Annotated in this window: 25 protein-coding genes; 8 read left to right on the forward strand and 17 right to left on the reverse strand. The window is 70.7% G+C overall.

The genetic code is table 11. The annotated features are described in order from the left end of the window. Positions 1–4 precede the first annotated feature (4 nt). Genes ACY0MJ_RS16435 through ACY0MJ_RS16450 form a run of 4 tightly spaced genes read right to left on the reverse strand, consistent with a single transcriptional unit; the run spans position 5 to position 4,226 of the window. Positions 5–1,108 (reverse strand): phosphotransferase, encoded by a 1,104-nt coding sequence (locus ACY0MJ_RS16435; protein WP_462639589.1) that lies wholly within the window; start codon positions 1,106–1,108, stop codon positions 5–7. Between the two features lie 4 nt (positions 1,109–1,112). Next, entirely contained in the window at positions 1,113–1,832 is a 720-nt protein-coding gene (locus ACY0MJ_RS16440; protein WP_462639590.1) for a Crp/Fnr family transcriptional regulator, read from the reverse strand. 53 nt (positions 1,833–1,885) lie between these two features. After that, the gene (locus ACY0MJ_RS16445; protein ID WP_462639592.1) at positions 1,886–2,665 is read right to left on the reverse strand and encodes an oxepin-CoA hydrolase, alternative type; all 780 of its coding nucleotides are present in this window, start codon (positions 2,663–2,665) and stop codon (positions 1,886–1,888) included. Position 2,666: 1 nt separating this feature from the next. Continuing rightward, positions 2,667–4,226, reverse strand: coding sequence for a 3-hydroxyacyl-CoA dehydrogenase (locus tag ACY0MJ_RS16450; RefSeq protein WP_462639593.1), 1,560 nt, complete (start codon positions 4,224–4,226; stop codon positions 2,667–2,669). 45 nt (positions 4,227–4,271) lie between these two features. On the opposite strand from ACY0MJ_RS16450, the gene ACY0MJ_RS16455 reads away from it, so the two are divergent. Further along, positions 4,272–5,585, forward strand: a complete 1,314-nt coding sequence (locus tag ACY0MJ_RS16455) for a hypothetical protein (protein ID WP_462639594.1) — start codon at positions 4,272–4,274, stop codon at positions 5,583–5,585. A 9-nt stretch (positions 5,586–5,594) separates the two neighbouring features. On the opposite strand, the gene ACY0MJ_RS16460 is transcribed toward ACY0MJ_RS16455, so the two are convergent. Further along, positions 5,595–6,746 carry an MFS transporter gene (locus ACY0MJ_RS16460; RefSeq protein WP_462639596.1) on the reverse strand — a complete coding sequence of 384 codons (1,152 nt, stop codon included), beginning with the start codon at positions 6,744–6,746 and terminating at the stop codon, positions 5,595–5,597. Then, positions 6,743–7,750: a D-2-hydroxyacid dehydrogenase family protein gene (locus ACY0MJ_RS16465; protein ID WP_462639597.1), complete on the reverse strand. Its 1,008-nt coding sequence runs from the start codon at positions 7,748–7,750 to the stop codon at positions 6,743–6,745. The genes ACY0MJ_RS16460 and ACY0MJ_RS16465 overlap by 4 nt, the downstream gene beginning before the upstream one ends. Before the next feature lie 98 nt (positions 7,751–7,848). Here ACY0MJ_RS16465 and ACY0MJ_RS16470 point away from each other — a divergent pair, with 98 nt between their 5' ends. Next, a complete protein-coding gene (locus ACY0MJ_RS16470; protein ID WP_462639598.1) occupies positions 7,849–8,364 on the forward strand; it encodes a DUF1993 domain-containing protein in 516 nt (171 codons plus the stop codon). Here the strand turns inward: ACY0MJ_RS16470 and ACY0MJ_RS16475 are convergent. Together ACY0MJ_RS16475 and lexA are read right to left on the reverse strand one after the other, a co-directional pair. After that, positions 8,361–8,630, reverse strand: a complete 270-nt coding sequence (locus ACY0MJ_RS16475; RefSeq protein ID WP_462639599.1) for a hypothetical protein — start codon at positions 8,628–8,630, stop codon at positions 8,361–8,363. The two genes, ACY0MJ_RS16470 and ACY0MJ_RS16475, sit on opposite strands and share 4 nt — an antisense overlap. 112 nt (positions 8,631–8,742) lie before the next feature. Next, complete coding sequence (lexA, locus tag ACY0MJ_RS16480) at positions 8,743–9,417, reverse strand: transcriptional repressor LexA (protein ID WP_462639600.1); 675 nt, start codon at positions 9,415–9,417, stop codon at positions 8,743–8,745. Between the two features lie 68 nt (positions 9,418–9,485). Here lexA and ACY0MJ_RS16485 point away from each other — a divergent pair, with 68 nt between their 5' ends. Continuing rightward, positions 9,486–10,421 carry an asparaginase gene (locus tag ACY0MJ_RS16485; RefSeq protein WP_462639601.1) on the forward strand — a complete coding sequence of 312 codons (936 nt, stop codon included), beginning with the start codon at positions 9,486–9,488 and terminating at the stop codon, positions 10,419–10,421. Here the strand turns inward: ACY0MJ_RS16485 and adk are convergent. The 6 genes from adk to ACY0MJ_RS16515 all read right to left on the reverse strand — a co-directional run bounded on the left by adk (position 10,418) and on the right by ACY0MJ_RS16515 (position 14,200). Further along, positions 10,418–11,077, reverse strand: coding sequence for an adenylate kinase (gene adk, locus ACY0MJ_RS16490; protein WP_462639602.1), 660 nt, complete (start codon positions 11,075–11,077; stop codon positions 10,418–10,420). The two genes, ACY0MJ_RS16485 and adk, sit on opposite strands and share 4 nt — an antisense overlap. 115 nt (positions 11,078–11,192) lie before the next feature. Beyond that, a complete protein-coding gene (gene kdsB, locus ACY0MJ_RS16495) occupies positions 11,193–11,954 on the reverse strand; it encodes a 3-deoxy-manno-octulosonate cytidylyltransferase (protein WP_462639603.1) in 762 nt (253 codons plus the stop codon). Positions 11,955–11,958: 4 nt separating this feature from the next. Further along, entirely contained in the window at positions 11,959–12,165 is a 207-nt protein-coding gene (locus ACY0MJ_RS16500) for a Trm112 family protein (protein WP_462639604.1), read from the reverse strand. After that, positions 12,146–13,138 (reverse strand): tetraacyldisaccharide 4'-kinase, encoded by a 993-nt coding sequence (gene lpxK / locus ACY0MJ_RS16505; RefSeq protein ID WP_462639605.1) that lies wholly within the window; start codon positions 13,136–13,138, stop codon positions 12,146–12,148. Before lpxK ends, ACY0MJ_RS16500 begins: the two co-directional genes overlap by 20 nt. A gap of 4 nt (positions 13,139–13,142) precedes the next feature. After that, positions 13,143–13,571 carry an ExbD/TolR family protein gene (locus ACY0MJ_RS16510; protein ID WP_462639606.1) on the reverse strand — a complete coding sequence of 143 codons (429 nt, stop codon included), beginning with the start codon at positions 13,569–13,571 and terminating at the stop codon, positions 13,143–13,145. Continuing rightward, positions 13,568–14,200, reverse strand: coding sequence for a MotA/TolQ/ExbB proton channel family protein (locus ACY0MJ_RS16515; protein ID WP_462639607.1), 633 nt, complete (start codon positions 14,198–14,200; stop codon positions 13,568–13,570). The genes ACY0MJ_RS16510 and ACY0MJ_RS16515 overlap by 4 nt, the downstream gene beginning before the upstream one ends. A 350-nt stretch (positions 14,201–14,550) precedes the next feature. Between ACY0MJ_RS16515 and xseA the strand changes: the two genes are divergently transcribed. Together xseA and ACY0MJ_RS16525 are read left to right on the forward strand one after the other, a co-directional pair. After that, positions 14,551–15,855 carry an exodeoxyribonuclease VII large subunit gene (gene xseA, locus ACY0MJ_RS16520; RefSeq protein WP_462639608.1) on the forward strand — a complete coding sequence of 435 codons (1,305 nt, stop codon included), beginning with the start codon at positions 14,551–14,553 and terminating at the stop codon, positions 15,853–15,855. A gap of 38 nt (positions 15,856–15,893) precedes the next feature. After that, a complete protein-coding gene (locus ACY0MJ_RS16525; RefSeq protein WP_462639609.1) occupies positions 15,894–16,475 on the forward strand; it encodes a superoxide dismutase in 582 nt (193 codons plus the stop codon). Between the two features lie 175 nt (positions 16,476–16,650). Here the strand turns inward: ACY0MJ_RS16525 and ACY0MJ_RS16530 are convergent, their stop codons facing one another. The 3 genes from ACY0MJ_RS16530 to ACY0MJ_RS16540 form a co-directional block, all read right to left on the reverse strand. Further along, on the reverse strand, positions 16,651–17,085 hold the full coding sequence (locus tag ACY0MJ_RS16530) for a DUF192 domain-containing protein (protein ID WP_462639610.1): 435 nt from the start codon (positions 17,083–17,085) through the stop codon (positions 16,651–16,653). 71 nt (positions 17,086–17,156) lie between these two features. Beyond that, positions 17,157–17,378 carry a hypothetical protein gene (locus ACY0MJ_RS16535; RefSeq protein WP_462639611.1) on the reverse strand — a complete coding sequence of 74 codons (222 nt, stop codon included), beginning with the start codon at positions 17,376–17,378 and terminating at the stop codon, positions 17,157–17,159. Between the two features lie 182 nt (positions 17,379–17,560). Beyond that, a complete protein-coding gene (locus ACY0MJ_RS16540; protein WP_462639612.1) occupies positions 17,561–17,797 on the reverse strand; it encodes a hypothetical protein in 237 nt (78 codons plus the stop codon). A gap of 107 nt (positions 17,798–17,904) precedes the next feature. Here ACY0MJ_RS16540 and icd point away from each other — a divergent pair, with 107 nt between their 5' ends. The 3 genes from icd (at position 17,905) to ACY0MJ_RS16555 (ending at position 22,648) form a co-directional block, all read left to right on the forward strand. Continuing rightward, a complete protein-coding gene (icd, locus tag ACY0MJ_RS16545) occupies positions 17,905–19,158 on the forward strand; it encodes an NADP-dependent isocitrate dehydrogenase (protein ID WP_462639614.1) in 1,254 nt (417 codons plus the stop codon). Positions 19,159–19,233: 75 nt separating this feature from the next. Next, positions 19,234–21,471 carry an NADP-dependent isocitrate dehydrogenase gene (locus ACY0MJ_RS16550; protein WP_462639615.1) on the forward strand — a complete coding sequence of 746 codons (2,238 nt, stop codon included), beginning with the start codon at positions 19,234–19,236 and terminating at the stop codon, positions 21,469–21,471. 82 nt (positions 21,472–21,553) lie between these two features. Beyond that, a complete protein-coding gene (locus ACY0MJ_RS16555; RefSeq protein WP_462639616.1) occupies positions 21,554–22,648 on the forward strand; it encodes a saccharopine dehydrogenase family protein in 1,095 nt (364 codons plus the stop codon). Positions 22,649–22,653 lie beyond the last annotated feature (5 nt).

Genomic DNA, 22,653 nt, shown 5'->3' on the forward strand with positions numbered 1-22,653 from the left:
GGGGTCAGGCGGCGCGGGCGAAGCGCCAGGCCAGTTCCGCCATGGGCCGCGCGCCCGCGGCGGACGCCGCGGCCTGCGCGCTCGAGGCGGTGCCGGCCTCCACCCGCTTGGCGATGCCCTGCAGGATGGCGGCGATGCGGAACAGGTTGTAGGCCATGTAGAAGTTCCAGTCGGCCTTCAGGTCGGCGACGGTCGCCAGCCCGGTGCGCTCGCAGTAGCGGCGCATGTATTCGTCCTCGCCCGGGATGCCGAGCGCGCGGTGGTCCAGGCCGCCGATGCCGCGCCCCGGGTGCGGGACGTGCCAGGCGATGCAGTGGTAGCTGAAGTCCGCGAGCGGATGGCCCAGCGTGGACAGCTCCCAGTCCAGCACGGCGATGATCCGCGGCTCGGTCGGGTGGAACATCACGTTGTCCAGCCGGTAGTCGCCGTGGACGATGGAGACCTTGCCTTCGTCGCGTGCGGCCGGCGGGATGTGCGCGGGCAGCCAGTCCACCAGCTTCTCCATCTCGGGGATGGGCTGGCTCATGGGGCCGGCGCCGTCGGCGGAGGCCTTGTACTGCTTGCTCCAGCGGCCGATCTGGCGCTCGAAGTAGTTGCCCGGCTTGCCGTAGCCGGCGAGTCCGCGCGCGGCGAAGTCCACCGTGTGCAGCGCCGCGATCACGCGGTTCATCTCGTCGTAGATCTCGCCGCGCTGCGCCGGCGTCATGCCCGGCAGCGCCTGGTCCCACAGCACGCGGCCTTCCATGCACTCCATGATGTAGAAGGCGCGGCCGATCACCGATTCGTCCTCGCACAGCGCATGCATGTGCGGCACCGGCACGTCCGTGCCCGCCAGCCCGCGCATCACCGCGAACTCGCGCTCCACGGCGTGGGCGGAGGGCAGCAGCTTCGCCGCGGGCCCCGGCTTGGAGCGCATCACGTAGTTGCGCGTCGGCGTCAGCAGCTTGTAGGTGGGGTTGGACTGGCCGCCCTTGAACATCTCCACGGTCACCGGACCGCGGAAGCCTTCGACGTGGCCCTCCAGCCAGGCCGCCAGCGCGCCGACGTCGAAGGCGTGCTTGCCCGTCACGGGGCGCGTGCCGATGAAGTGCTCGTAGCTGTCGCTCATGGCCTCAGTGCTCCGTCTCGACGATGCGCATCAGGGCCTCGCGGTCGCGCACCACCAGCCCGCCCGGCTCGATGCGGATCACGTCGTCGCGCTCCATCGCCTTGAGTTCCTGGTTGACGCGCTGGCGCGAGGCGCCCAGCAGCTGCGCCAGTTCCTCCTGCGCGAGCTGCAGGCCGATGCGCATCTCGCGCGCGTCGCCCAGCGAGGGCACGCCATAGCTGCGCACCAGGTGCGCCAGCTGCTTGGCCAGGCGCGCGCGCAGGGGCAGGGTGTTGAGGTCCTCCACCAGGCCGAACAGCTGGCGGATGCGGCGGGCGTGCAGGCGCAGCAGCGCCTCGTACAGCTCGACGTGCGTGGCCAGGATCTTCTGCACGTCCGCGCGCGTCACCAGCAGCATGGTCGTGTCCCCGTGGGCCCAGGCGTCGTGCGTGCGGCGCTCGCCGTCGAAGATCGCGACGTCACCGAACCAGATCCCCGGCTCGACGTAGGTGAGCGTCACCTGCTTGCCCGTGATCGAGGTGGAACTCACCCGCACGGCGCCGCGCGCCACCGCGCTCCAGGCTTCGGCCGGGTCGCCCCGCGCGCAGATCAGCTCGCCGTCGCGGAAGCGTTTGACGAAGGCGCATCGCAGGATGTCGTGGCGGAGCGAGGGCGAGAGGGTGGAGAACCAGCGACCGTTGTTGATCGCCGCGCGTTCCTCGATGGTAAGAATCGGGTCGTCCATGGTCTGTCTTGTGGGCGACTGGCGCCTCCCGCCATTGTCGCGTGCGGGACGGCTCAGGTATAGCGGGGCGGCTGCTTGGCCAAAAAGGCCTGGATGCCGATGCCGCCGTTGGCGTGGTGCAGGTTGCGCACGAAATGGTCGCGCTCGCTCGCGAGCTGCGCCGCCAGGTCCGACGTGGGCGCGTCGTTCAGGAGCTCCTTGATGCTGGCGAGCGCGTTGGGCGCGCGCTCGTTCAGCCTGCCGGCCAGGGCCAGCGCCTCGTCCAGCGCGCCGCCCGCGGGCGTGACCCGGTTGACCACGCCGAGCTGCTGCAGGCGCGGCGCCGTGATGCGCTCGCCGCACATCAGGAGCTCGCTCACCAGCTGGCGCGGCAGGGCCCGCGCGAGGCTCCAGCTGCCGCCGCCGTCCGGCGACAGGGCCACGGTGCTGTAGGCCATGACGAAGACGGCGTTGTCGGCCGCGACGATGAAGTCGCAGGCGAGCGCCAGAGAGAAGCCGGCGCCGGCCGCCGCGCCTTCCACCGCCGCCACCACGGGCTTGGGGAAGGTGCGGATCGCCTCGATCCAGCCGTGCAGGCCGTCGATGGACTGCGCCTGCACCTCGCGCGGCTTGCCGCGGTTCTCCAGCAGGCGCTGCAGGTTGCCGCCCGCGCAGAAGGTGCTGCCCGCGCCGGTGATCACCACGCTGGCGACGTCGGGGTTGCGGTCGGCTGCATTGAGCGCCTCGACGCCCGCCGCGTAGATCTCCGGCCCCAGCGCGTTGCGGTGCTCGGGGTTGCTGATGGTCAGGACCATGGTGCGGCCCTGGCTCGCGCTCTTCAGCTCGGCGGCCATGTCAGGCTTCCTCCTGCAGCAGCGACAGGCCGATCGCGCCGCGCCGGCGCAGCCAGGGGCTGGGGCGGTAGCGCGGGTCGCCGTAGACGGTCTGCATGTTGAACAGCACCTCCAGCACGTTGGTGGGGCCCCAGCGGTCGCCCATGGCCAGCGGCCCGAGCGGGTAGCCCAGGCCCAGCGTGACGGCGGTCTCGAGATCGCGCGGCGAGCAGATGCGCTGCTGGCAGATGTCGGCGGCGATGTTCACGATCGTGGCCAGCACGCGCTGCGTGACGAAGCCGCCCGAGTCGCGGATCACGCTGACCGGCTTGCCGTCGCGCGCGAACAGGGCGTGCGCGGCGTCGCGCATGTCGGCGCGCGTGGCCGGATTCGTGGCGAGCACGCGGCGCTTCGTCGCGGCGTCCTCGACCAGCAGGTCGATGCCCACGGTGCGCGCCGGATCGAGCCGTTCGACCACGGCGACCGTCGTCACGTCGAAGCCCAGCGGCGCCACCAGCGTGAGCGCCTGCGCCGAGGGCGACTGCCCGGTCTCGATCTTCGCGCCCAGGTCCTTCAGCAGCTGGTACAGCTCCGAGCGGCGGGCGGCGCGCGTCGACACCCACACGGGCGGCATGTCCGCGACCTGCGGCACCGGCGGTTCGGCCGGCACCTGCGCCTTGCCGTCGACGTAGCGGTAGAAGCCCTCGCCGGTCTTGCGGCCCAGCACGTTGCCGGCCATGCGCTGCGCGGTGATCACGTTGGGGCGGTAGCGCGGCTCGTCGTAGTACTGGCGGTACACCGACTCCATGACCGGGTGCGAGACGTCCAGGCCGGTGAGGTCCATCAGTTCGAAGGGACCGAGGCGGAAGCCGACCTGGTCGCGCAGGATGCGGTCGATGGTGGCGAAGTCGGCCACGCCCTCGCTCGCGATGCGCAGCGCCTCGGTGTTGTAGCCGCGGCCCGCGTGGTTGACGATGAAGCCGGGCGTGTCCTGCGCGAGCACGGGCGTGTGCCCCATCTGGCGCGCGTAGGCCGCGAGGCCTTCGCACACGGCGGGATCGGTCTTCAGGCCCCCGATGACCTCCACCACCTTCATCAGCGGGACGGGGTTGAAGAAGTGGTAGCCCGCCACGCGCTGCGGGCGCTGCAGGCCGGCGGCGATCGCCGTCACCGACAGCGACGAGGTGTTGGTGGCCAGCACGGCGTCGGCGCCGACGATGCCTTCCAGCTCGGCGAACAGCGCCCGCTTGACGTCCAGGCGCTCGATCACGGCTTCGATCACCAGCGCGCAGGCGGCGAAGTCCTGCAGGCTGGCGGCCGGACGCAGGCGCTCCTTGGCGGCCTGCACGGCGGCGGCGTCCATGCGGCCTTTCTCCAGCAGCCGGTCCCACTGGGCGCCGAGCTCGCGGATCGCGCGCTGCACGGCTTCCGGCTGCGTGTCGTACAGCAGCACCTGGCTGCCCGCCTGCGCGGCGATCTGGGCGATGCCGCGGCCCATGGCGCCGGCGCCCGCCACGCCGACGGTGTTGTATCGAATTTCCATCGGCCCATTATCGGTGCGCGCGCGCCACGCTCCGGGCACGGACCCTGTTGGCCGCGCACCCGGCCGTGCCTAGAATGGCTCGCGATGTTGCACACGGTTACCGTCCGCGCCCTGGCCCTTGCGGCCTGCGCAGCGTTGCCCGTCTGCGCCCCCGCCGCGCCCCCGCGCCTGCGGCTCGAGGCGCTGGATCTCGCCATCGAGCACGATCCCGTCCTGCGCCTCACCACCGAACTCGCGACGCAGCCGCTGGCCGATCCGCGGCAGCGTGAAGGCCTGGCCGCGCTCTGGCGGCGCGCGCAGGGCGGGCCGGAGCTGGCCGTGCAGGACGCGCAGCGCCTGCAGGCCGCGCAGCGCGAGCTGGAGGCCGCGCGCGAGCGCACGCGCAGCGACGCCGCCGCGGTCGCGCAGTTGCGCGCGCAGGTGGACGAGCTGCAGGCCAGCCGCGCCTTCGCGCGCCGGCTGGCGGCGGGCCTCGCCGTGGTGCTCGCGCTGCTGCTGGCCTGGCTCGCCCGGCGCTGGTACCAGCTGCACCGGCTCGAGCGCGTCCGCCGCTGGTTCGAGGCGCAGGACGCCACGCCGCCCTCGCAGGCGGTGGACATCCCCGTGGAGGCGCCGCCGGCACCGCCGGCCCGCCCGGTGGCGCCCGTGCCCATCGTCGTGCCGCCCGCCGACCCCGTGCCGGCCGGGGGCGGCCACGCCAGCCTGCGCATGGTGGGCGTGCAGGAACTGATCGACGTCCACGACAAGGCGGATTTCTTCCTGTCGATCGGCGAGCCGGAGCAGGCGGTCGGCCTGCTGGAGGGCCACGTGCGCGGGCCGGTGGAAACCGGCGCGCTCGCCTGGCTGGACCTGCTGGAGCTGTACCACGGCCTCGGCAAGCGCGCTTCCTTCGACCGGCTGCGCGCGGAGTTCCGCCAGCGCTTCACGGCGCAGGTGCCGGAGTTCGACCAGTTCGGGCAGCCGACGCCATCGCTGGAGAGCTACAGCCGGGCGCTGAGCCGCATCGTCGCGCTGTGGCCTTCGCCGAAGGTGCTGGAGGTGATCGAGGAGTCCATCTTCCGCAAGCCGGGCCTGCCCGGCGCGGAGCCCTTCAGCCTGGAGGCCTACCGCGAGCTGGTGCTGCTGTTCCACGTCGCGCGCGACCTCGGCGCCCCGGCGCAGGAGGCGGAGGGTGCCGCTGCCCGGCCGCGGCGCAGCGACACGACGCTGCAGCCGCTCAACGCGCTCGACGCGCCCGCGACGGGCCCGGGCGAGCGCGACCGGCTGCTGATCCCGCCGGCCTCGCCGCGCCTGGGCGTGGACATCGACCTGGACGAACCCGCCTCCGAGCTGGCGCCGCTGGACTTCGACGTCAGCGCCTGGGACGAGACGGCCGCAGGCGCGCGCAAGCCGGCCTGACCGGCCGGCTCAGGCCTCGCGCCGCGCGTAGTGCGTCGCCAGCGCGCTCGCCGCCATGGCGGCGAGCAGGCCGACGAAGCCGGCCCAGTGCAGCCAGTCCATGCCGCCGCGCGCGATCAGCCAGCCTCCGGCGCCCGCGCCGATCGCCTGGCCGGCGTAGATCGCGGAGGAATTGAGCGCCACGGAAGCGGCCGCGAGCGGCGGCGCGATCCCGACCAGGCGCGCCTGCTGCGCCGAGTTCGACGAGAAGCAGCCCAGCGCCCAGGGCACGCTCACGGCGGCGGCGAGCCAGAGGCTGGTGCCGAGCGGGAACAGCAGCAGGCTCGCGGCCATCAGCGCGATGCCGATCATCACCGCGCGCGGCGCGCCCATGCGGTCGATGGAGCGGGCCATGAGCATGTTGCCCAGCAGGCCGAAGGCGCCGAACCACATGAAGTACAGGCTCAGCTGCGCCGGCGTGACGGCGAGCTTCTCGCGGAAGTAGGGCGCGAAATAGGAGAACAGCACGAACTGGCCGGCGCCGGAGAGCACCGTCACCAGCACGGCGGTCATGAGCGCGCGCGAGCGGAAGGTCTCGCCCCACGCGGCCTTCGACAGCGCCGCCGGCTGCACGCCGTCGGGCATCGCGCGCCACACCCAGAGTCCGGCGATGACGCTCAGCACCGCGACCACGCCGAAGGCGCTGCGCCAGCCCAGCGTGCCGCCCACGTAGGCCGCGATCGGCATCCCCAGCACCGAGGCGAGCGACCAGCCCAGGAAGATGAACGTGATCGCGCGGCCGCGTTCCTGCGGCGGCACCAGCAGGCCCACGCAGGCCGCCGCCTGCGGCGTGAAGATCGCGGGCGCCACCAGGGCCAGCACGCGCAGGACCAGCAGCGAGGCGAAGCCGGGAGCGAGGGCGCAGGCCAGGTGCAGCAGCGCGTACCACGCCATCGACAACGCGAGCAGGCGGCGGCGGTCCCAGCCGGCGACGAGCGCGGCGCACAGCGGCGCGCCCACGCACATCAGCACGGCCCCGGCGGAGATCAGCTGGCCGGCCGTGGCGATCGACACGTCCAGCGCCCTGCTGATCTCGTCCAGCGTGCCCGGCACCGTCATGACGCCGGTGCCGATCACGAAGTTGCCGAACAGCAGGGCCCAGAGGACCCCGTTGCGGCTCACCGCCGCACCTGCAGCGCTCCCGGGTTGACGATGTTGGTGGGCGTGCCCTTGATGTAGTTCACGACGTTGTCGAAGGCGGCGCCGAAGTACAGCTCGTAGCTTTCCTGCTCCACGTAGCCGATGTGCGGCGTGCAGATGCAGTTCTCCAGCCGCAGCAGGGCGTGGCCCTGCAGGATCGGCTCGCTCTCGAAGACGTCGATGGCCGCCATGCCCGGGCGGCCGCGGTTGAGCGCGGCGATCAGCGCCTCGGGCTCGATCAGTTCGGCGCGCGAGGTGTTGACGATCAGCGACGTCGGCTTCATGCGGTTGAGGTCCTCCAGCTTCACGATGCCGAAGGTCTCCTCGTTCAGGCGCAGGTGCAGGCTCAGCACGTCGCTCTCGGCGAAGAGGGCCTCGCGGCTGGGCGCGGCGATCAGGCCGTCGGCCTCCGCCTTGGCGCGCGACTCGGGGCTGGCCCAGACCTGCACGCGCATGCCGAAGGCCTTGCCGTAGCCGGCCACCAGCTGGCCGATCTTGCCGTAGCCCCAGATGCCCAGCGTCTTGCCCCGCAGCACCATGCCGATGCCGAAGTTGGGCGGCATCGAGGCCGACTTCATGCCGGACTGCTGCCAGGCGCCGTGCTTGAGGCTGGAGATGTACTGCGGCAGGCGGCGCATGGCCGTCATGATCAGCGCCCAGGTCAGTTCGGCCGGCGCCACGGGCGAGCCCACGCCCTCGGCGACGGCGATGCCGCGCTCGGTGCAGGCCTCGATGTCGATGTGCGCGCCGACGCGCCCGGTCTGCGAGATCAGCTTCAGGCGCGGCAGCTTTTCCACCAGCTGGCGGGAGATGGCGGTGCGCTCCCGGATCAGCACGATCACGTCCGCGTCGCGCAGGCGCACCGACAGCTGGCCGATGCCCTTGACGGTGTTGGTGAAGACCTTGGCCGGATACGCCTCCAGCTTGGACGCGCACTGCAGCTTGCGCACGGCGTCCTGGTAATCATCGAGGATGACGATGTTCATTCCCTCGATTGTGCCTTGGCCGCCGCGGCGGTGCCGCGGCCGGCGCGCCGGGCGCGGCCGGCGTACGATGCGGCCTTTCCAGACAGGAGGGAATTCCGATGGCGATGTCCATGTACGCAGCCAGCGTGCCTTTGTTCCAGCACATGCTGCGCAACCTGGTGCACATCCTCGACAAGGGCGAGGCCAACGCGCAGGCACGCAAGTTCGACCCGGCGGTGCTGGCGAACTTCCGGCTGGCGCCCGACATGCTGCCCTTCACGCGGCAGGTGCTGATCGCCTGCGACGCGGCCAAGCTGGCCGTGGCGCGCATCTCGGGCCGGGAGGCGCCGAAGTTCGACGACACCGAGACGACCTTCGCCGAGCTGAAGGCCCGCATCCAGAAGACCGTGGACTATCTGGGGAGCGTGCCGGCCAGCGCGCTGGACGGCACCGAGGACAAGGAGATCACCTTCCCCGCGGGCCGCGAGGCCACCCGCACCATGACGGCCCAGGCCTACCTGACCACCTGGGCCCTTCCCAACTTCTTCTTCCACGTGACCACCGCGTACGCGATCCTGCGGCACAACGGCGTGGACCTGGGCAAGGCGGACTACCTGTCCGGCGGCAAGCGCTAGCGCGCTTCCAGGGCGGCGAGCCGGTCGAGTTCGGCGCAGACGTCGGCCAGGCGGCCGGAGATCACCATGCGCCCGGCGATCGCGCGCGGGGCGCTGGGCTCCAGCACGCGGACGACGCGCAAGGGCTTGGCCGGCGCGGGCTGCGCCATGCGGCGCGCGGCCGGACGCGACACGGCGCAAGGCACGGCGACGGCGCGCGGCGGCGCGAAGAAGGCGGCGAGCGCCTGCAGCAGGTGGGAGAGGGGAAGGAAGAATGCGGTTGCCATGTGACAGCTCCTGTTCGCGCAAGACACAGGCAGGATTGGTTGGACATGCGGCGGCCGCAGGGTGATGGCGACGCCTCGCCATACGCCTGCCACCTGCGGCGGCCGCGGGGATTTACATCAGCATCGTGTTGCGGATCAGGCCGACGGCGATGCCTTCCACCTCGAAGGGTTCGCCCGGCTCCACCACGATGGTCGGGTAGTCGGGGTTTTCCGCGTGCAGCTCGATCACCTGCTTGTTGCGGCGGAAGCGCTTCACGGTGACGTCGTCGCCAAGGCGCGCGACGATGATCTGGCCGTTCTTGGCCTCGCGCGTGGCCTGCACGGCGAGCAGGTCGCCGTCCATGATGCCGGCGTCGCGCATCGACATGCCGCGGACCTTCAGCAGGTAGTCGGGCCGGCGCTGGAACAGGCCGCTTTCGACGTAGTAGGTCTGGTCGACGTGTTCCTGCGCGAGGATGGGCGAGCCCGCCGCGACGCGGCCCACCAGGGGCAGCGCCAGCTGCGCCATGCCGGGCAGCGGCAGCGCGAACTGCTTGTGGCGCGATTCGTTGATGGAGCGCAGCGCCTCGCCGCGCAGGCGGATGCCGCGCGACGTGCCGCTCACGAGCTCGATGACGCCCTTGCGCGCGAGCGCCTGGAGGTGTTCCTCGGCGGCGTTGGCGGACTTGAAGCCGAGTTCCGCAGCGATCTCCGCGCGCGTGGGCGGGGCGCCGGTGCGCGCGATCGCGCTCTGGATCAGGTCCAGAATCTGCTGCTGGCGGGCCGTCAGCTTGGGCGTGTCCATCATGGCGGGCTCCTCGGTGGGTGCACTGTGTTGATATCCAGTACCTGTATTTTTCAACAGTTTCCACGGGAATGCAAGTGAGTCGAAGAACAATCGTCGTCCTGGGCACCGGCGGGACCATCGCGGGACGCGCCGCATCGGCGCAGGACAACCTCGGCTACCAGGCCGCGGCCATCGCCGTGGAGGACCTGCTGCGCGGCTTGCCGCTCGCCGCCGACATCGACGTGCGCGCCGAGCAGGTGGCGCAGATCGACAGCAAGGACATGGACTTCGCGGTGTGGTGCAGCCTCGCCCGGCGCTGCGCGCACTGGCTCGCGCGGCCCGAGGTCGCCGGCATCGTCGTCACGCACGGCACCGACACGATGGAGGAGACGGCCTTCTTCCTGCACGCGGTGCTCGCGCCGGTGAAGCCCGTGGTGCTGACCGGCGCGATGCGCCCGGCGACTTCGGCGGCGGCCGACGGGCCGCAGAACCTCGTCGACGCGCTCGCGGTCGCGTCCTCGCCGATCGCGCAGGGCGTGAGCGTGGTGTTCGCGGGCGCGGTGCACGGTGCCGTCGACGTGCAGAAGCTGCACGCCTGGCGCGCCGATGCGTTCAGCTCGGGCGACGCCGGGCCGATCGCCTACGTCGAGGAAGGGCGGCTGCGCGTGCTGCGCGCGTGGCCGCAGGGGCCGGCGCTGCGCAATGCCGCGACGGTGCCCGATCCCGAGGCCTGGCCGCGGGTGGAGGTGGTCTTCAGCTACGCCGGCGCGTCCGCGGCGACGGTGGATGCGCTGGTGCGCGATGGCGTGGCGGGCCTGGTCGTCGCGGCGACCGGCAACGGCACGGTGCACCACGCGCTCGAAGAGGCGCTGCTCGCGGCGCAGCAGCAGGGCGTGGCTGTCCGGCGCAGCGCACGCTGCGCGCAGGGGCGGGTGTTCGGGCGGGAAGGCGACGCGATCCCCGGGATGGACGGGCTCTCGCCGGTGAAGGCGAGGATCGCGTTGATGTTGGAGTTGATGCGTTAGCAGTCCGCCATCGCCTGCAGCGCGCGGGCGGTGATCTCTTCCACGCTGCCCAGGCCGTCGATGCGGCGCACCTTCGGGGCGTTCTGCGGGTCGGCCTTGGCCCAGTTGCTGTAGTACTCCACCAGCGGGCGGGTCTGGGCGGCGTAGACCTCCAGGCGCTTCTGCACCGTTTCCTCGCGGTCGTCGTCGCGCTGGATCAGCGGCTCGCCGGTCACGTCGTCCTTGCCCTCGACCTTGGGCGGGTTGAACTTCACGTGGTAGGTGCGGCCCGAGGCCGGATGCGAGCGGCGGCCGCTCATGCGCTCGACGATCGCGTCGAAGGGCACGTCGATCTCCAGCACGCAGTCGATCTTCACGCCGCCGTTCTTCATCGCCTCCGCCTGCGGGATCGTGCGCGGGAAGCCGTCGAACAGGAAGCCGCGCGCGCAGTCCGGCTGCGCGATGCGCTCCTTCACCAGCCCGATGATGATGTCGTCGCTGACCAGCGCGCCGGAGTCCATGACCTTCTTGGCGGCCAGGCCCAGCGGCGTGCCGGCCTTGACGGCCGCGCGCAGCATGTCGCCGGTGGAGATCTGCGGGATGCCGTATTTCTGGCAGAGAAAGGCTGCCTGTGTTCCCTTGCCGGCGCCGGGCGCGCCCAACAGGATCAGTCTCATGGGGGAATCCTCGGTTTTCCTGGAAGCGGGAGGCGCGGTGGCCGCGGCGCCTCCCGCGCCGGCCTGCGCCGTTGCGGCAGAGGATAGCATGCACCCCCGCGCGCGGCGGGGGGCCTCAGGCGCCGGCGGCGAACCGGCGGCGCACGCGCTCGAGGTCCTCGGGCGTGTCCACGCCCGCGCCCGGCGCCTCGTCGCTCACGTGCACGGCGATGCGGTGGCCGTGCCACAGCGCCCGCAGCTGCTCCAGCGCCTCGCAGGACTCCACGGGCGCGGGCGGCATGCGGGGGAAGTCGCGCAGGAAGCCGGCCCGGTAGCCGTAGATGCCGATGTGCCGCAGCGGCGCCGGGTCGGGCAGGGCGTTCACGCCCTGCGCGAAGCCGTCGCGCCACCACGGGATGGGCGCGCGCGTGAAGTAGAGCGCCAGGCCGTCGGCCTGCAGCACGACCTTCACGACGTTCGGGTTGGTGAACTCCGCGAGCGACGCGATCGGGTGCGCGGCGGTGCTCATGCTGGCCTGCGGCCGCTGCTGCAGCAGGCCGGCCACCGCGTCGATCAGCGCCGGCGCGATCAGCGGCTCGTCGCCCTGCACGTTGACCACGAGGTCGTCGCCGCCCAGCCCGAGCTGCTCGCAGGCCTCGGCCAGGCGGTCGCTGCCGGAGGGGTGGTCGGGCCGCGTCAGCACGGCGCGCACGCCATGGCGGCTGCAGGCGTCGGCGATGCGTTCGCTGTCGGCGGCCACGACGACCTGCGCGGCGCCCGACTGCTCGGCGCGCTGCGCCACGCGCACCACCATGGGCAGGCCGCCGATGTCGGCCAGGGGCTTGTCCGGCAGGCGGGTCGATGCCAGCCGCGCCGGGATCAGGACGGTGAAACCCATGCGCCTAGACCAGCGGCGTGCGCGGGGGCAGGCGCTCGAGTTCCTCGTCGCTGAGGGTGCGCGCCTCCTCCTCCAGCAGCACCGGGATGCCGTCGCGGATCGGGTAGGCGAGGCGGGCGCTGCGCGAGAGCAGTTCCTGGCGCTCGCGGTCGTAGTCCAGCGGCCCCTTGGTCACGGGGCACACCAGCAGCTCAAGGAGGCGGGGATCCATGCGGCGATGATAGCCGCGCATCGAGCAGGCGATCGAATGCCTGCCAGAACGCATCGGGGATCGCCACCTCGAGCGGAACGGCCCACGCGTCGGGCCGCAGGCGCCACAGCTTCACGGCGTCCTTTTCCGTGCAGACCAGCGTGGCGCCCGGCGGGAAGGGGGCGGAAGCGAAGTCGTGGTGGTCCGGCAGCGCGACCGTCGCGGCGAGGTCCAGGCCCTGCCCGCGCAGCATGGCGAAGAAGGTCTCGGGCCGGGCGATGCCGGCCAGCGCATGCACGGGCTGGCCGCGCAGCTGCGCGAGCGGCAGCGTGGCGCCGTCGGCGCGCACCGCGTGCGCCGCCAGCCGCCGTTCCATCGCGTGGCCTTCGATGCCCGGCGCGCCGCCGTGCACGAGCACCAGGTCCACGGCCCGCGGCCAGGGTTCGCGCAGCGGCCCCGCCGGCAGCAGCCAGCCGTTGCCGGTGCCGCGGCCGTCGAACACGCAGATCTCCAGGTCGCGTGCCAGCGCGTGGTGCTGCAGGCCGTCGTCGCTCACGATCACCTGCGTGCCGGGATGCGCGCGCAGCAGGGCGCGGCCGGCGTCGGCGCGGCGCGGCGCCACGAAGACCGGGACGCCGGATCGGCGGCGCAGCAGCAGGGGCTCGTCGCCCACGCGCGCGGGATCGTCATCGGGGCCGACCTCGGTGCATCCGCTGCCGGCGCGGCCGTAACCGCGCGAGACCACGCCGGCCTGCAGCCCGCGGGCGCGCAGGTGTTCCAGCACAGCCAGCACGACCGGCGTTTTGCCGGCGCCGCCGGCGACCACGTTGCCGACCACCACCACCGGCACCGGCAGCCGCTCGCGCCGGCGCAGGCCGCTGGCGTACGAGGCGCGGGCCAGCGCGACCAGCGCGCGGTAGAGCAGGGAGACGGGAAGCAGCAGCCTGGCCAGCGGGCCGCGGCGCAGCCAGGCGCGCTGCAGCGCCTGCGCCATCGGGCTACTTGGCCCCGGCCTGTGCCGAGGACTGGGTGGCGAAGGTGATCTGGCTCAGGCCCACGCGCCGGGCCGCTTCCATGACGGTGATCACCGACTGGTGGGTGGCGGTCGCGTCGGCGCTGATGATCACGACCGAATCCTTGCCCATCTTCGCGGCATCGGCCAGCGACTCCGCGAGCGCGTCGGGGCTGCGGCCGTTCACCGCATGCTTGTTCACCATGTAGCGGCCGTCGCTGGACACGGCGACCACCACTTCGCGCGGATAGTCGCGCTGCGCCTCGGTGTCGGCCACCGGCAGCTTCAGCTGCATCTCCGTGAACTTGCTGTAGGTGGTGGTCAGCATCAGGAAGATCAGCACGACCAGAAGCACGTCGATGAACGGGATCAGGTTGATCTCCGGTTCTTCCTTGACGCGGGGACGGAAGTTCATGCCCGGCGCAGCTGGTTGAGGTGGCGGGCGAAGCGCTCGGCGGCCAGTTCCAGCGTCAGCAGGTACTCGTCGACCCGGCCGCGGAAGTAGCGCCAGAAGATCAGCGCCGGGATCGCGATGATCAGGCCGAAGGCCGTGTTGTAGAGCGCGACCGAGATGCCGTGCGCGAGCTGCGCCGGGTTGCCGCCGGCGGCGCCGCCCGTGGGCGCCTGCGAGCCGAAGATCTCGATCATGCCGATCACCGTGCCCAGCAGGCCCAGCAGCGGGGCGGCCGAGGCGATGGTGGCCAGCGCGTTCAGGTAGCGCTCGAGGCGGTGCGCCACCGCGCGGCCCGTGTGCTCCATGTTGGCGCGCAGGTCGGCCTCGCTGCAGCGCGGGTCGGAGTTGAGCGCGCGGAAGCCGCTGGCGAGCACCTCGCCGAGCGCGGAGTTCTGTTCCAGCTGCCGCACCACGTCGGGCGAGGGCACCGACACGCGGGAGACGGCCAGCGCCTCGTCGAGCAGGCGGGGCGGCGCGACCTTGGCGGTCTTGAGGCTCAGGAAGCGCTCGATGACCAGGGCGAGGGCGAGGATGGAGCAGGCAACCAGCGGCCAGATCGGCCAGCCTGCGGCTTGTATGATCGAAAGCAAAAGGGGTACTCCGCCGGGTCTCTTACTGCTGGAAGGGCGTCATTTCGCGCGCCTCGCGTCGCCGGATTATCAGCGAGTTGCGCACTGTAGGACGTAGCCGCGTGGCCGTAGGACGACACTCACAAAAGTTGTGGATAACTTTGTTGAGAAAGGCCCCTCGCCACCCCGCCGGCCCGCGCCAGTGCTTCACCCAGACAGAACGATGACCAAATGAGCAGGAATTTCCCTTTGCAGATCAAGCACTTGCTCGGAGAAATCTGCGTTGGCGCGCGGCCGTCCGGCACGAAGGGCCTCTGGAGCACGCTGTGGATGGAATTCCATGGGGTTTACCCTCGGGAGTGCCTGGTTTGTTGACGGACGGAAACCTCGCGGCGGGCGTCGCGCGCCGCGTCTGGGCCGTGGGCGCGCTGTGCCGCGCCGTGGCCGACGCGCTCGAAGCGCGCTTCAATCCCGTGACGGTGCGCGGCGAGCTCACCGGCTTCTCGCGCGCGGCCAGCGGCCACTGCTACTTCTCGCTGAAGGATGCGCAGGGGCAGATCCGCTGCGCCATGTTCCGCCGCGCGGCCGGGCTGCTGGATTTCGCGCCGCGCGACGGCGAGCTGGTGGAGGTGAGCGGGCGACTGGGCGTGTACGAGCCGCGCGGCGACCTGCAGCTGATCGTCGAGAGCATGCGGCGGGCCGGCCAGGGCGCGCTGTTCGAGCAGTTCCTGCGCCTGAAGGCGAAGCTGGAGGCCGAGGGCCTGTTCGACGCCGGCCGCAAGCGGCCGCTCCCCCTGCTGCCCAAGGGCATCGGCATCGTCACCTCGCTCGGCGCGGCGGCGCTGCACGACGTGGTCACCTGCCTGCGGCGGCGCGCGCCGCACGTGCCGGTGGTGCTGGCGCCGGCCTCCGTGCAGGGCGGCCAGGCGGCGGGCGAACTCGTGGCCGGGCTGCAGGCGCTGTACCGGCTGGCCGAACGCGGCAGCATCGACGTGATCCTGCTCGTGCGCGGCGGCGGCTCGATCGAGGACCTCTGGTCCTTCAACGACGAACAGCTCGCGCGCACGATCGTCGCGAGCCCGGTGCCGCTGGTGAGCGGCGTGGGCCACGAGACCGACTTCACCATCGCCGACTTCTGCGCCGACCTGCGCGCGCCGACGCCGACGGCGGCCGCCGAACTGGCGGCGCAGCCGCAGGAGACCTGGCTCGCCGCGCTGGCGATGATGCATGAGCGGCTGCAGCAGGCCACCTTCGGCCGGCTCGACCGCGCGAACCAGCGGCTCGACCAGGCGGCCGCGCACCTGGGGCGCCCCTCCGCGCGCACGGCCCAGCAGCACCTGCGCATCGAGCGGCAGGCGCAGCGGCTGCGTTTCGCGCTCGGGACGCGGCTGCAGCGCGCGCAGGATGCGCTGGTGCTGTCGCGCGAGCGGCTGCGCGCGGCGTCCGCGGGCCGCGTGGAGCGGGCCGCGCGGCACTGCGAGCGGCTCGAGCTGCGCCTGCAGCTGCTCGACCCCAGGCTCGTGCTGCAGCGCGGCTACGCGCTGCTCACCGACGCGGCGTCGGGCCGCGCGATCACCAGCGTCGCCGACGCGCGCGCGGGCCAGGCCGTGCGCGCAGCCCTTGCGGACGGCACGGTTGATCTGCAGGTGCTGCCCCAGCCGGCGAATCGTCCCTAGAATCGGCCGTTCAAACCACAAACCCACCGAGGAAGAAGATGGAACACGTCCTGCCCCCCCTGCCGTACCCGATCGATGCGCTGGCGCCGCACTACTCCAAGGAGACGCTCGAGTACCACCACGGCAAGCACCACAACGCGTACGTGGTGAACCTGAACAACCTGCAGAAGGGCACGGAGTTCGAGAACATGCCCCTGGAGGACATCATCAAGAAGTCCTCGGGCGCGATCTACAACAACTCCGCCCAGGTGTGGAACCACACGTTCTTCTGGAACTGCATGAAGCCCAACGGCGGCGGCGAGCCCACCGGCGCGCTGGCCCAGGCGATCAACGCCAAGTGGGGCAGCTACCAGGCCTTCCGCGAAGCCTTCGTGAAGTCGGCCGTCGGCAACTTCGGTTCCGGCTGGACCTGGCTGGTGAAGAAGCCGGACGGCAGCGTCGACATCGTCAACACCGGCGCCGCCGGCACGCCGCTCACCACCGCCGACCGCGCGGTGCTGACGGTGGACGTGTGGGAGCACGCGTACTACATCGACTACCGCAACCTGCGCCAGAAGTTCGTCGAGACCTACCTCGACAAGCTGGTGAACTGGGAATTCGCGGCGAAGAACTTCGGCTGATCGCGCGCTAGACAGCCAAACAGCCAGACAGCCGGACGCAGAGCTCGCAAAGGTTACGCAAAGGTCGCAAAAGAACAGCCGATGAAGGAGGAAGAAAATTCTTCCTTCCGGTTTCCTATTGCGACTTCTGCGAATCCTTTGCGACCTTTGCGTCCGGCTGTCCGCATTCGGAAGTTCAGTGGAAGGGCGCGCCTTCCAGCTTCGCGCCGGGCTTGATGCCCTTCTTGGCGAACCAGCCCTTGTTCATCTCCAGCACGTAGCGCACCGGCTTCGCCGAGCAGTGCGCGTCGAGCGTCTGGGGCTTCATCTCGTCGATGTTGACGATGGTGCCGTCGTCCGCCACGAAGGCCACGGCCAGGGGCAGCAGGGTGTCCTTCATCCAGAAGCACTGCTGCGCCGGGTACTCGAACACGAACAGCATGCCCTCGTGCTGCGGCATCTCCTTGCGGTGCATCAGCCCGGTCATGCGCTGGTCGGGCGTGGACGCCACCTGGGCGTCGATCACGTGCATGCCGGCATTGAGCTTCACGCGCGGCAGGTTCATCTGCGGCTCCTGGGCGAACGCGGCGCAGGCGGCCAGGGCGGCGGCGAGGACGAGGGACTTCTTCATGGTGCCATTGTGCGGGAACAAATGCAGAATGCCCGCGCGCGGGCGGGCATTCGCGCCGTGCGAGGCGGTGCTCAGTTCTTGTCGGTCTTGGGCTCGACGGCCTTCTTGGCGCTGGCCTTCTTGACCGACTTCTTGCTGGACTTCTTCGCGACCTTGGTCGCCTTCTTGGCCGGGGCCTTGGCTTCGGCCTTGGCGTCGGAGGCGCCGGCCATGGGGGCCGCGGGGGCGGCGGCCTGCGCGAACACGGTGGCGGAGAACAGGCCGGCGAGGATGACGGCGAGGAGCTTGTTCATGGAGAGGTCCTTTCAGGGTGGAATCCGGGGCGGGCGCCTCCCGGAACGGCCGGGGGCCCATCCGTAACGGCGCGCGCGCCGCCCGCGTTGACATGCGCGCGCAGCGACGGGGGCGGGGTATTCACGGAGCGCAGCAAAAAGCCGCCCGCAGGCGGCTCCTTGCGCAACCGGAAGCAGCCCGATCAGGACTTCTTCTCTTCGGCGGCGGCTTCCTTCTTGGTGTCGGCCTTCTTCTTGGCGACCTTCTTGGTGGCCTTCTTCGCGGCCGCCTTCTTCTCGGTCTTCTCTTCCTTCTTCGCTTCGACCTTGGCGGCCGGGGCGGCGGCGGCGGGCGCGGCGGCGGCCGGGGCAGCGGTGCCCTGGGCGAAGACGACGGCGGAGAAGAGGCCGGCGACGAGGGCGGCGAGGAGCTTGCTCATGGGATGTTTCCTTGTCTTTGTGAGATGTGCCTGACGGATGCCAGACCACCCGGCAACGCGGCAGCAGGCCGGCCGGTTGACACGGCGCCCGCCACTAGAATTTCCCCATGTACCAGCACATCCAGGTGCCCGCCCAGGGCGAGAAGATCACGGTGAACGCCGACATGTCGCTGAACGTGCCGGACCGGCCGGTCATTCCCTACATCGAGGGCGACGGGATCGGGGTGGACATCACGCCGGTGATGCTGCGGGTGGTGGACGCCGCGGTGGACCGCGCCTACGCCGGCCGCCGCAAGATCCAGTGGATGGAGATGTACGCGGGCGAGAAGGCCACGCGCCTCTACGGCCCCGACGTCTGGCTGCCCGACGAGACGCTGGCCGCCGCGCGCGAGTTCGTGGTCTCGATCAAGGGCCCGCTGACCACCCCGGTGGGCGGCGGCATCCGCTCGCTGAACGTCGCCCTGCGCCAGCAGCTGGACCTCTACGTCTGCCTGCGGCCGATCCAGTACTTCAGGGGCGTGCCCTCGCCGCTGAAGGAGCCGCAGAAGACCAACATGGTGATCTTCCGCGAGAACTCCGAGGACATCTACGCCGGGATCGAATACCCGGCGGGCAGCGAGGGCGCGCGCAAGGTGATCGGCTTCCTCGTGCAGGAGATGGGGATCCACGGCATCCGCTTCCCGGAGAGCTCCGCCATCGGCATCAAGCCGGTGTCGGTCGAGGGCACGCAGCGCCTGGTGCGCAAGGCGCTGCAGTACGCGATCGACCACAACAAGCCCAGCGTGACCCTGGTCCACAAGGGCAACATCATGAAGTTCACCGAGGGCGGCTTCCGCGACTGGGGCTACGCGCTGGCGAAGAAGGAGTTCGGCGCCGAGCCGATCGACGGCGGGCCGTGGTGCCGCTTGCGCAACCCGAAGACGGGCCGCGACATCATCGTGAAGGACGCGATCGCCGACGCCTTCCTGCAGCAGATCCTGATGCGCCCGGCCGAATACAGCGTCGTGGCCACGCTGAACCTGAACGGCGACTACATCTCCGACGCGCTGGCGGCGCAGGTCGGCGGCATGGGCATCGCCCCCGGCGCCAACATGAGCGACACGGTGGCGATGTTCGAGGCCACGCACGGCACCGCGCCCCGGTATGCCGGCAAGGACTACGTGAACCCCGGCTCCGAGATCCTCTCGGCCGAGATGATGCTGCGGCACATGGGCTGGACGGAGGCCGCCGACCTGATCATCAGCTCGCTGGAGAAGGCGGTCCTGTCGAAGAAGGTCACCTACGACTTCGCGCGCCTCATGGAAGGCGCGACGCAGGTCAGCTGCTCGGGCTTCGGGCAGGTGATGATCGACCACATGTGAGGCCGCGCTGTTCCACAGCGTAAAATAAACCCTCGCATCGTGGCGCGACGCCACCAACCTTCTGAGAGAACTGCCTTGGCTGCCGACCGTTCCAAGATCATCTACACGCTGACCGACGAAGCCCCGTACCTCGCCACGCATTCGTTCCTGCCGATCGTCCGCACCTTCGCGTCCGCGGCCGGCATCGACGTGGTGGAGAGCGACATCTCCGTGGCGAACCGCATCCTCGGCGAGTTCCCGGAATTCCTGACCGACGCGCAGAAGGTGCCCAACACCCTGGCCGAACTGGGCAAGAAGACGCTGCAGCCCGATGCCAACATCATCAAGCTGCCGAACATCAGCGCCTCGCAGAACCAGCTGGTCGCGGCGATCCGCGAGCTGCGTTCCAAGGGCTACATGGTCCCCGAGTTCCCGGAGAACCCGAAGACCGACGAGGAGAAGGCGATCCGCCAGCGCTACGGCAAGGTGCTGGGCTCCGCGGTGAACCCGGTGCTGCGCGAGGGCAACTCCGACCGCCGCGCGCCGCGCGCGGTGAAGGAATACGCGCGCAAGCACCCGCACAGCATGGCCGAGTGGAGCCCCGCCTCGCGCACGCACGCGTCCTTCATGACCGAGGGCGACTTCTACCACGGCGAGAAGTCGATGACGCTGGACCGGGCCCGCGAAGTCAAGATGGAGCTGATCACGAAGTCGGGCAAGACCATCGTGCTGAAGCCCAAGACCTCGCTGCTGGCCGGCGAGATCATCGACTCGATGTTCATGAGCAAGAAGGCGCTGCTGGCCTTCTACGAGAAGCAGATCGAGGATGCCCGCAAGACCGGCATCATGTTCTCGCTCCACGTGAAGGCCACCATGATGAAGGTCTCGCACCCCATCGTGTTCGGCCACTGCGTGCGCCTGTTCTACAAGGAAGCCTTCGAGAAGCACGCCAAGCTGTTCGAGGAGCTGGGCGTGAACCCGAACAACGGCCTCGCCAGCCTGTACGAGAAGATCAAGGTGCTGCCGGCATCCAAGCAGGACGAGATCAAGCTGGACCTGCACGCCTGCCAGGAGCACCGCCCCGAGCTGGCGATGGTGGATTCGGCGCGCGGCATCACCAACCTGCACTCGCCCAACGACATCATCGTCGACGCCTCCATGCCGGCGATGATCCGGCAGGGCGGCAAGATGTACGGCGCCGACGGCCGCCTGAAGGAAGTCAAGGCCGTGATGCCGGAGTCGACCTTCGCCCGCATCTACCAGGAGGTCATCAACTTCTGCAAGTGGCACGGCGCCTTCGACCCGCGGACCATGGGCACGGTGCCCAACGTCGGCCTGATGGCGCAGCAGGCCGAGGAATACGGCTCGCACGACAAGACCTTCGAGATCCCCGAGGACGGCGTCGCCAACATCACCGACCTCGCCACCGGCGAGGTGCTGCTGTCGCAGAACGTGGAGCAGGGCGACATCTGGCGCATGTGCCAGGTGAAGGACGCGGCGATCCGCGACTGGGTGAAGCTCGCCGTCACGCGCGCGCGCAACTCCGGCATGCCGGCGGTCTTCTGGCTGGACCCGTACCGCCCGCACGAGAACGAGGTGATCAAGAAGGTCCGCACCTACCTGAAGGACCACGACACCAGCGGCCTGGACATCCAGATCATGAGCCAGGTGCGCGCCATGCGCTACACGCTGGAGCGCGTGATCCGCGGCATGGACACGATCAGCGTCACCGGCAACATCCTGCGCGACTACCTGACCGACCTGTTCCCGATCATGGAGCTGGGCACCAGCGCCAAGATGCTGTCGATCGTGCCGCTGATGGCCGGCGGCGGCATGTACGAGACGGGCGCCGGCGGCTCCGCGCCCAAGCACGTGCAGCAGCTGGTGGAGGAGAACCACCTGCGCTGGGATTCGCTCGGTGAATTCCTCGCCCTGGCCGTGAGCCTGGAGGACGAGGGCATCAAGACCAACAACGCCAAGGCGAAGATCGTCGCCGCCGCGCTGGACGCCGCCACCGGCAAGCTGCTGGACAACGCCAAGGGCCCGTCGCCCAAGACCGGCGAGCTGGACAACCGGGGCAGCCAGTTCTACCTGACGCTGTACTGGGCCCAGGCGCTGGCGGAGCAGACCGAGGACAAGGAACTGGCCGCGCGCTTCGCGCCGCTCGCCAAGGCGCTCGCCGCCAACGAGCAGAAGATCGTGGCCGAGCTCAACGGCGTGCAGGGCAAGCCGGTGGACATCGGCGGCTACTACCTGCCGGACCGCGAGAAGGTCAACGCCGTGATGCGCCCCAGCCCGACCTTCAACGCCGCCCTGGCCTCCCTGCAAGGCTGACGCCTCCCAGCTCCCTCCCCCTCCGGGGGAGGGTCGGGGTGGGGGCACCCCCGCCCGCTCGTGCCTCGCCCACAATCAGGGCATGAAGATCGCTCTCCTCGGGGCCGGCCACATCGGCCAGACCATCGCCCGCCAGCTGGCGGCCACCGGAGACTACGCCCTCACCGTGCTGGACCGGGACCCGGCCGCGCTGCAGCGCCTGGCCGCTCCCGCCATCGAGGTGCGCACGCTGGACAGTGCCGACCCCGCCGTCCTGCTGCACGCGCTGCGCGGCCACGACGCGGTGGTGAACGCCTTGCCCTACCACCTCGCGGCCCAGACCGCGCGGCTCGCGGCCGAGGCCGGCTGCCACTACTTCGACCTCACGGAAGACGTCGCCGCCACGCGCGCGATCAAGGCCCTGGCGCGGGACGCACGCACGGCCTTCATGCCGCAGTGCGGTCTCGCGCCCGGCTTCATCAGCATCGTCGCCTACCACCTCGCGCAGCAGTTCGACACGCTGCACGACCTCAAGATGCGCGTCGGCGCGCTGCCGGCCTTTCCCACCAACTCGCTGAAGTACAACCTGACCTGGAGCGTGGACGGGCTCATCAACGAGTACTGCCACCCCTGCGAGGCGATCCGCGACGGCGAGATGATCGAGGTGCTGCCGCTGGAAGGCCTGGAGCACTTCAGCCTGGACGGCACCGAGTACGAGGCCTTCAACACCAGCGGCGGGCTGGGGACGCTCTGCGAGACGCTGCGGGGCCGCGCCCGCACGCTGGACTACAAGTCCGTGCGCTACCCCGGCCACAACGCCCTGATGCGCGTGCTGCTGGAGGAGCTGCAGCTGAAGAGCGACCAGGAGACGCTCAAGGCGATCCTGCGCCGTGCCGTGCCCACGACCATGCAGGACGTGGTGCTGGTGTTCGTGACGGCCAGCGGCCTCAAGGGCGGCGACCTCGTGCAGGAGGTGTTCGCGCGCAAGATCTTCGCGGACCGCGAGGCGGCGCAGCCGCTCTCGGCGATCCAGATCACGACGGCCGCCGGCGTGTGCGCGGCGGTGGACCTGTTCCGCGCCGGCAAGCTGCCGCGCTCGGGCTTCATCGCCCAGGAGCGCATCGCCCTGCCGGACTTCCTGGCCAACCGCTTCGGGCGGGCCTACGAGGCGCTGCGCCAGGTCGAATCCATCGGTTGAAGACA

The sequence above is a fragment of the Ramlibacter sp. bp-362 genome (assembly GCF_054956735.1).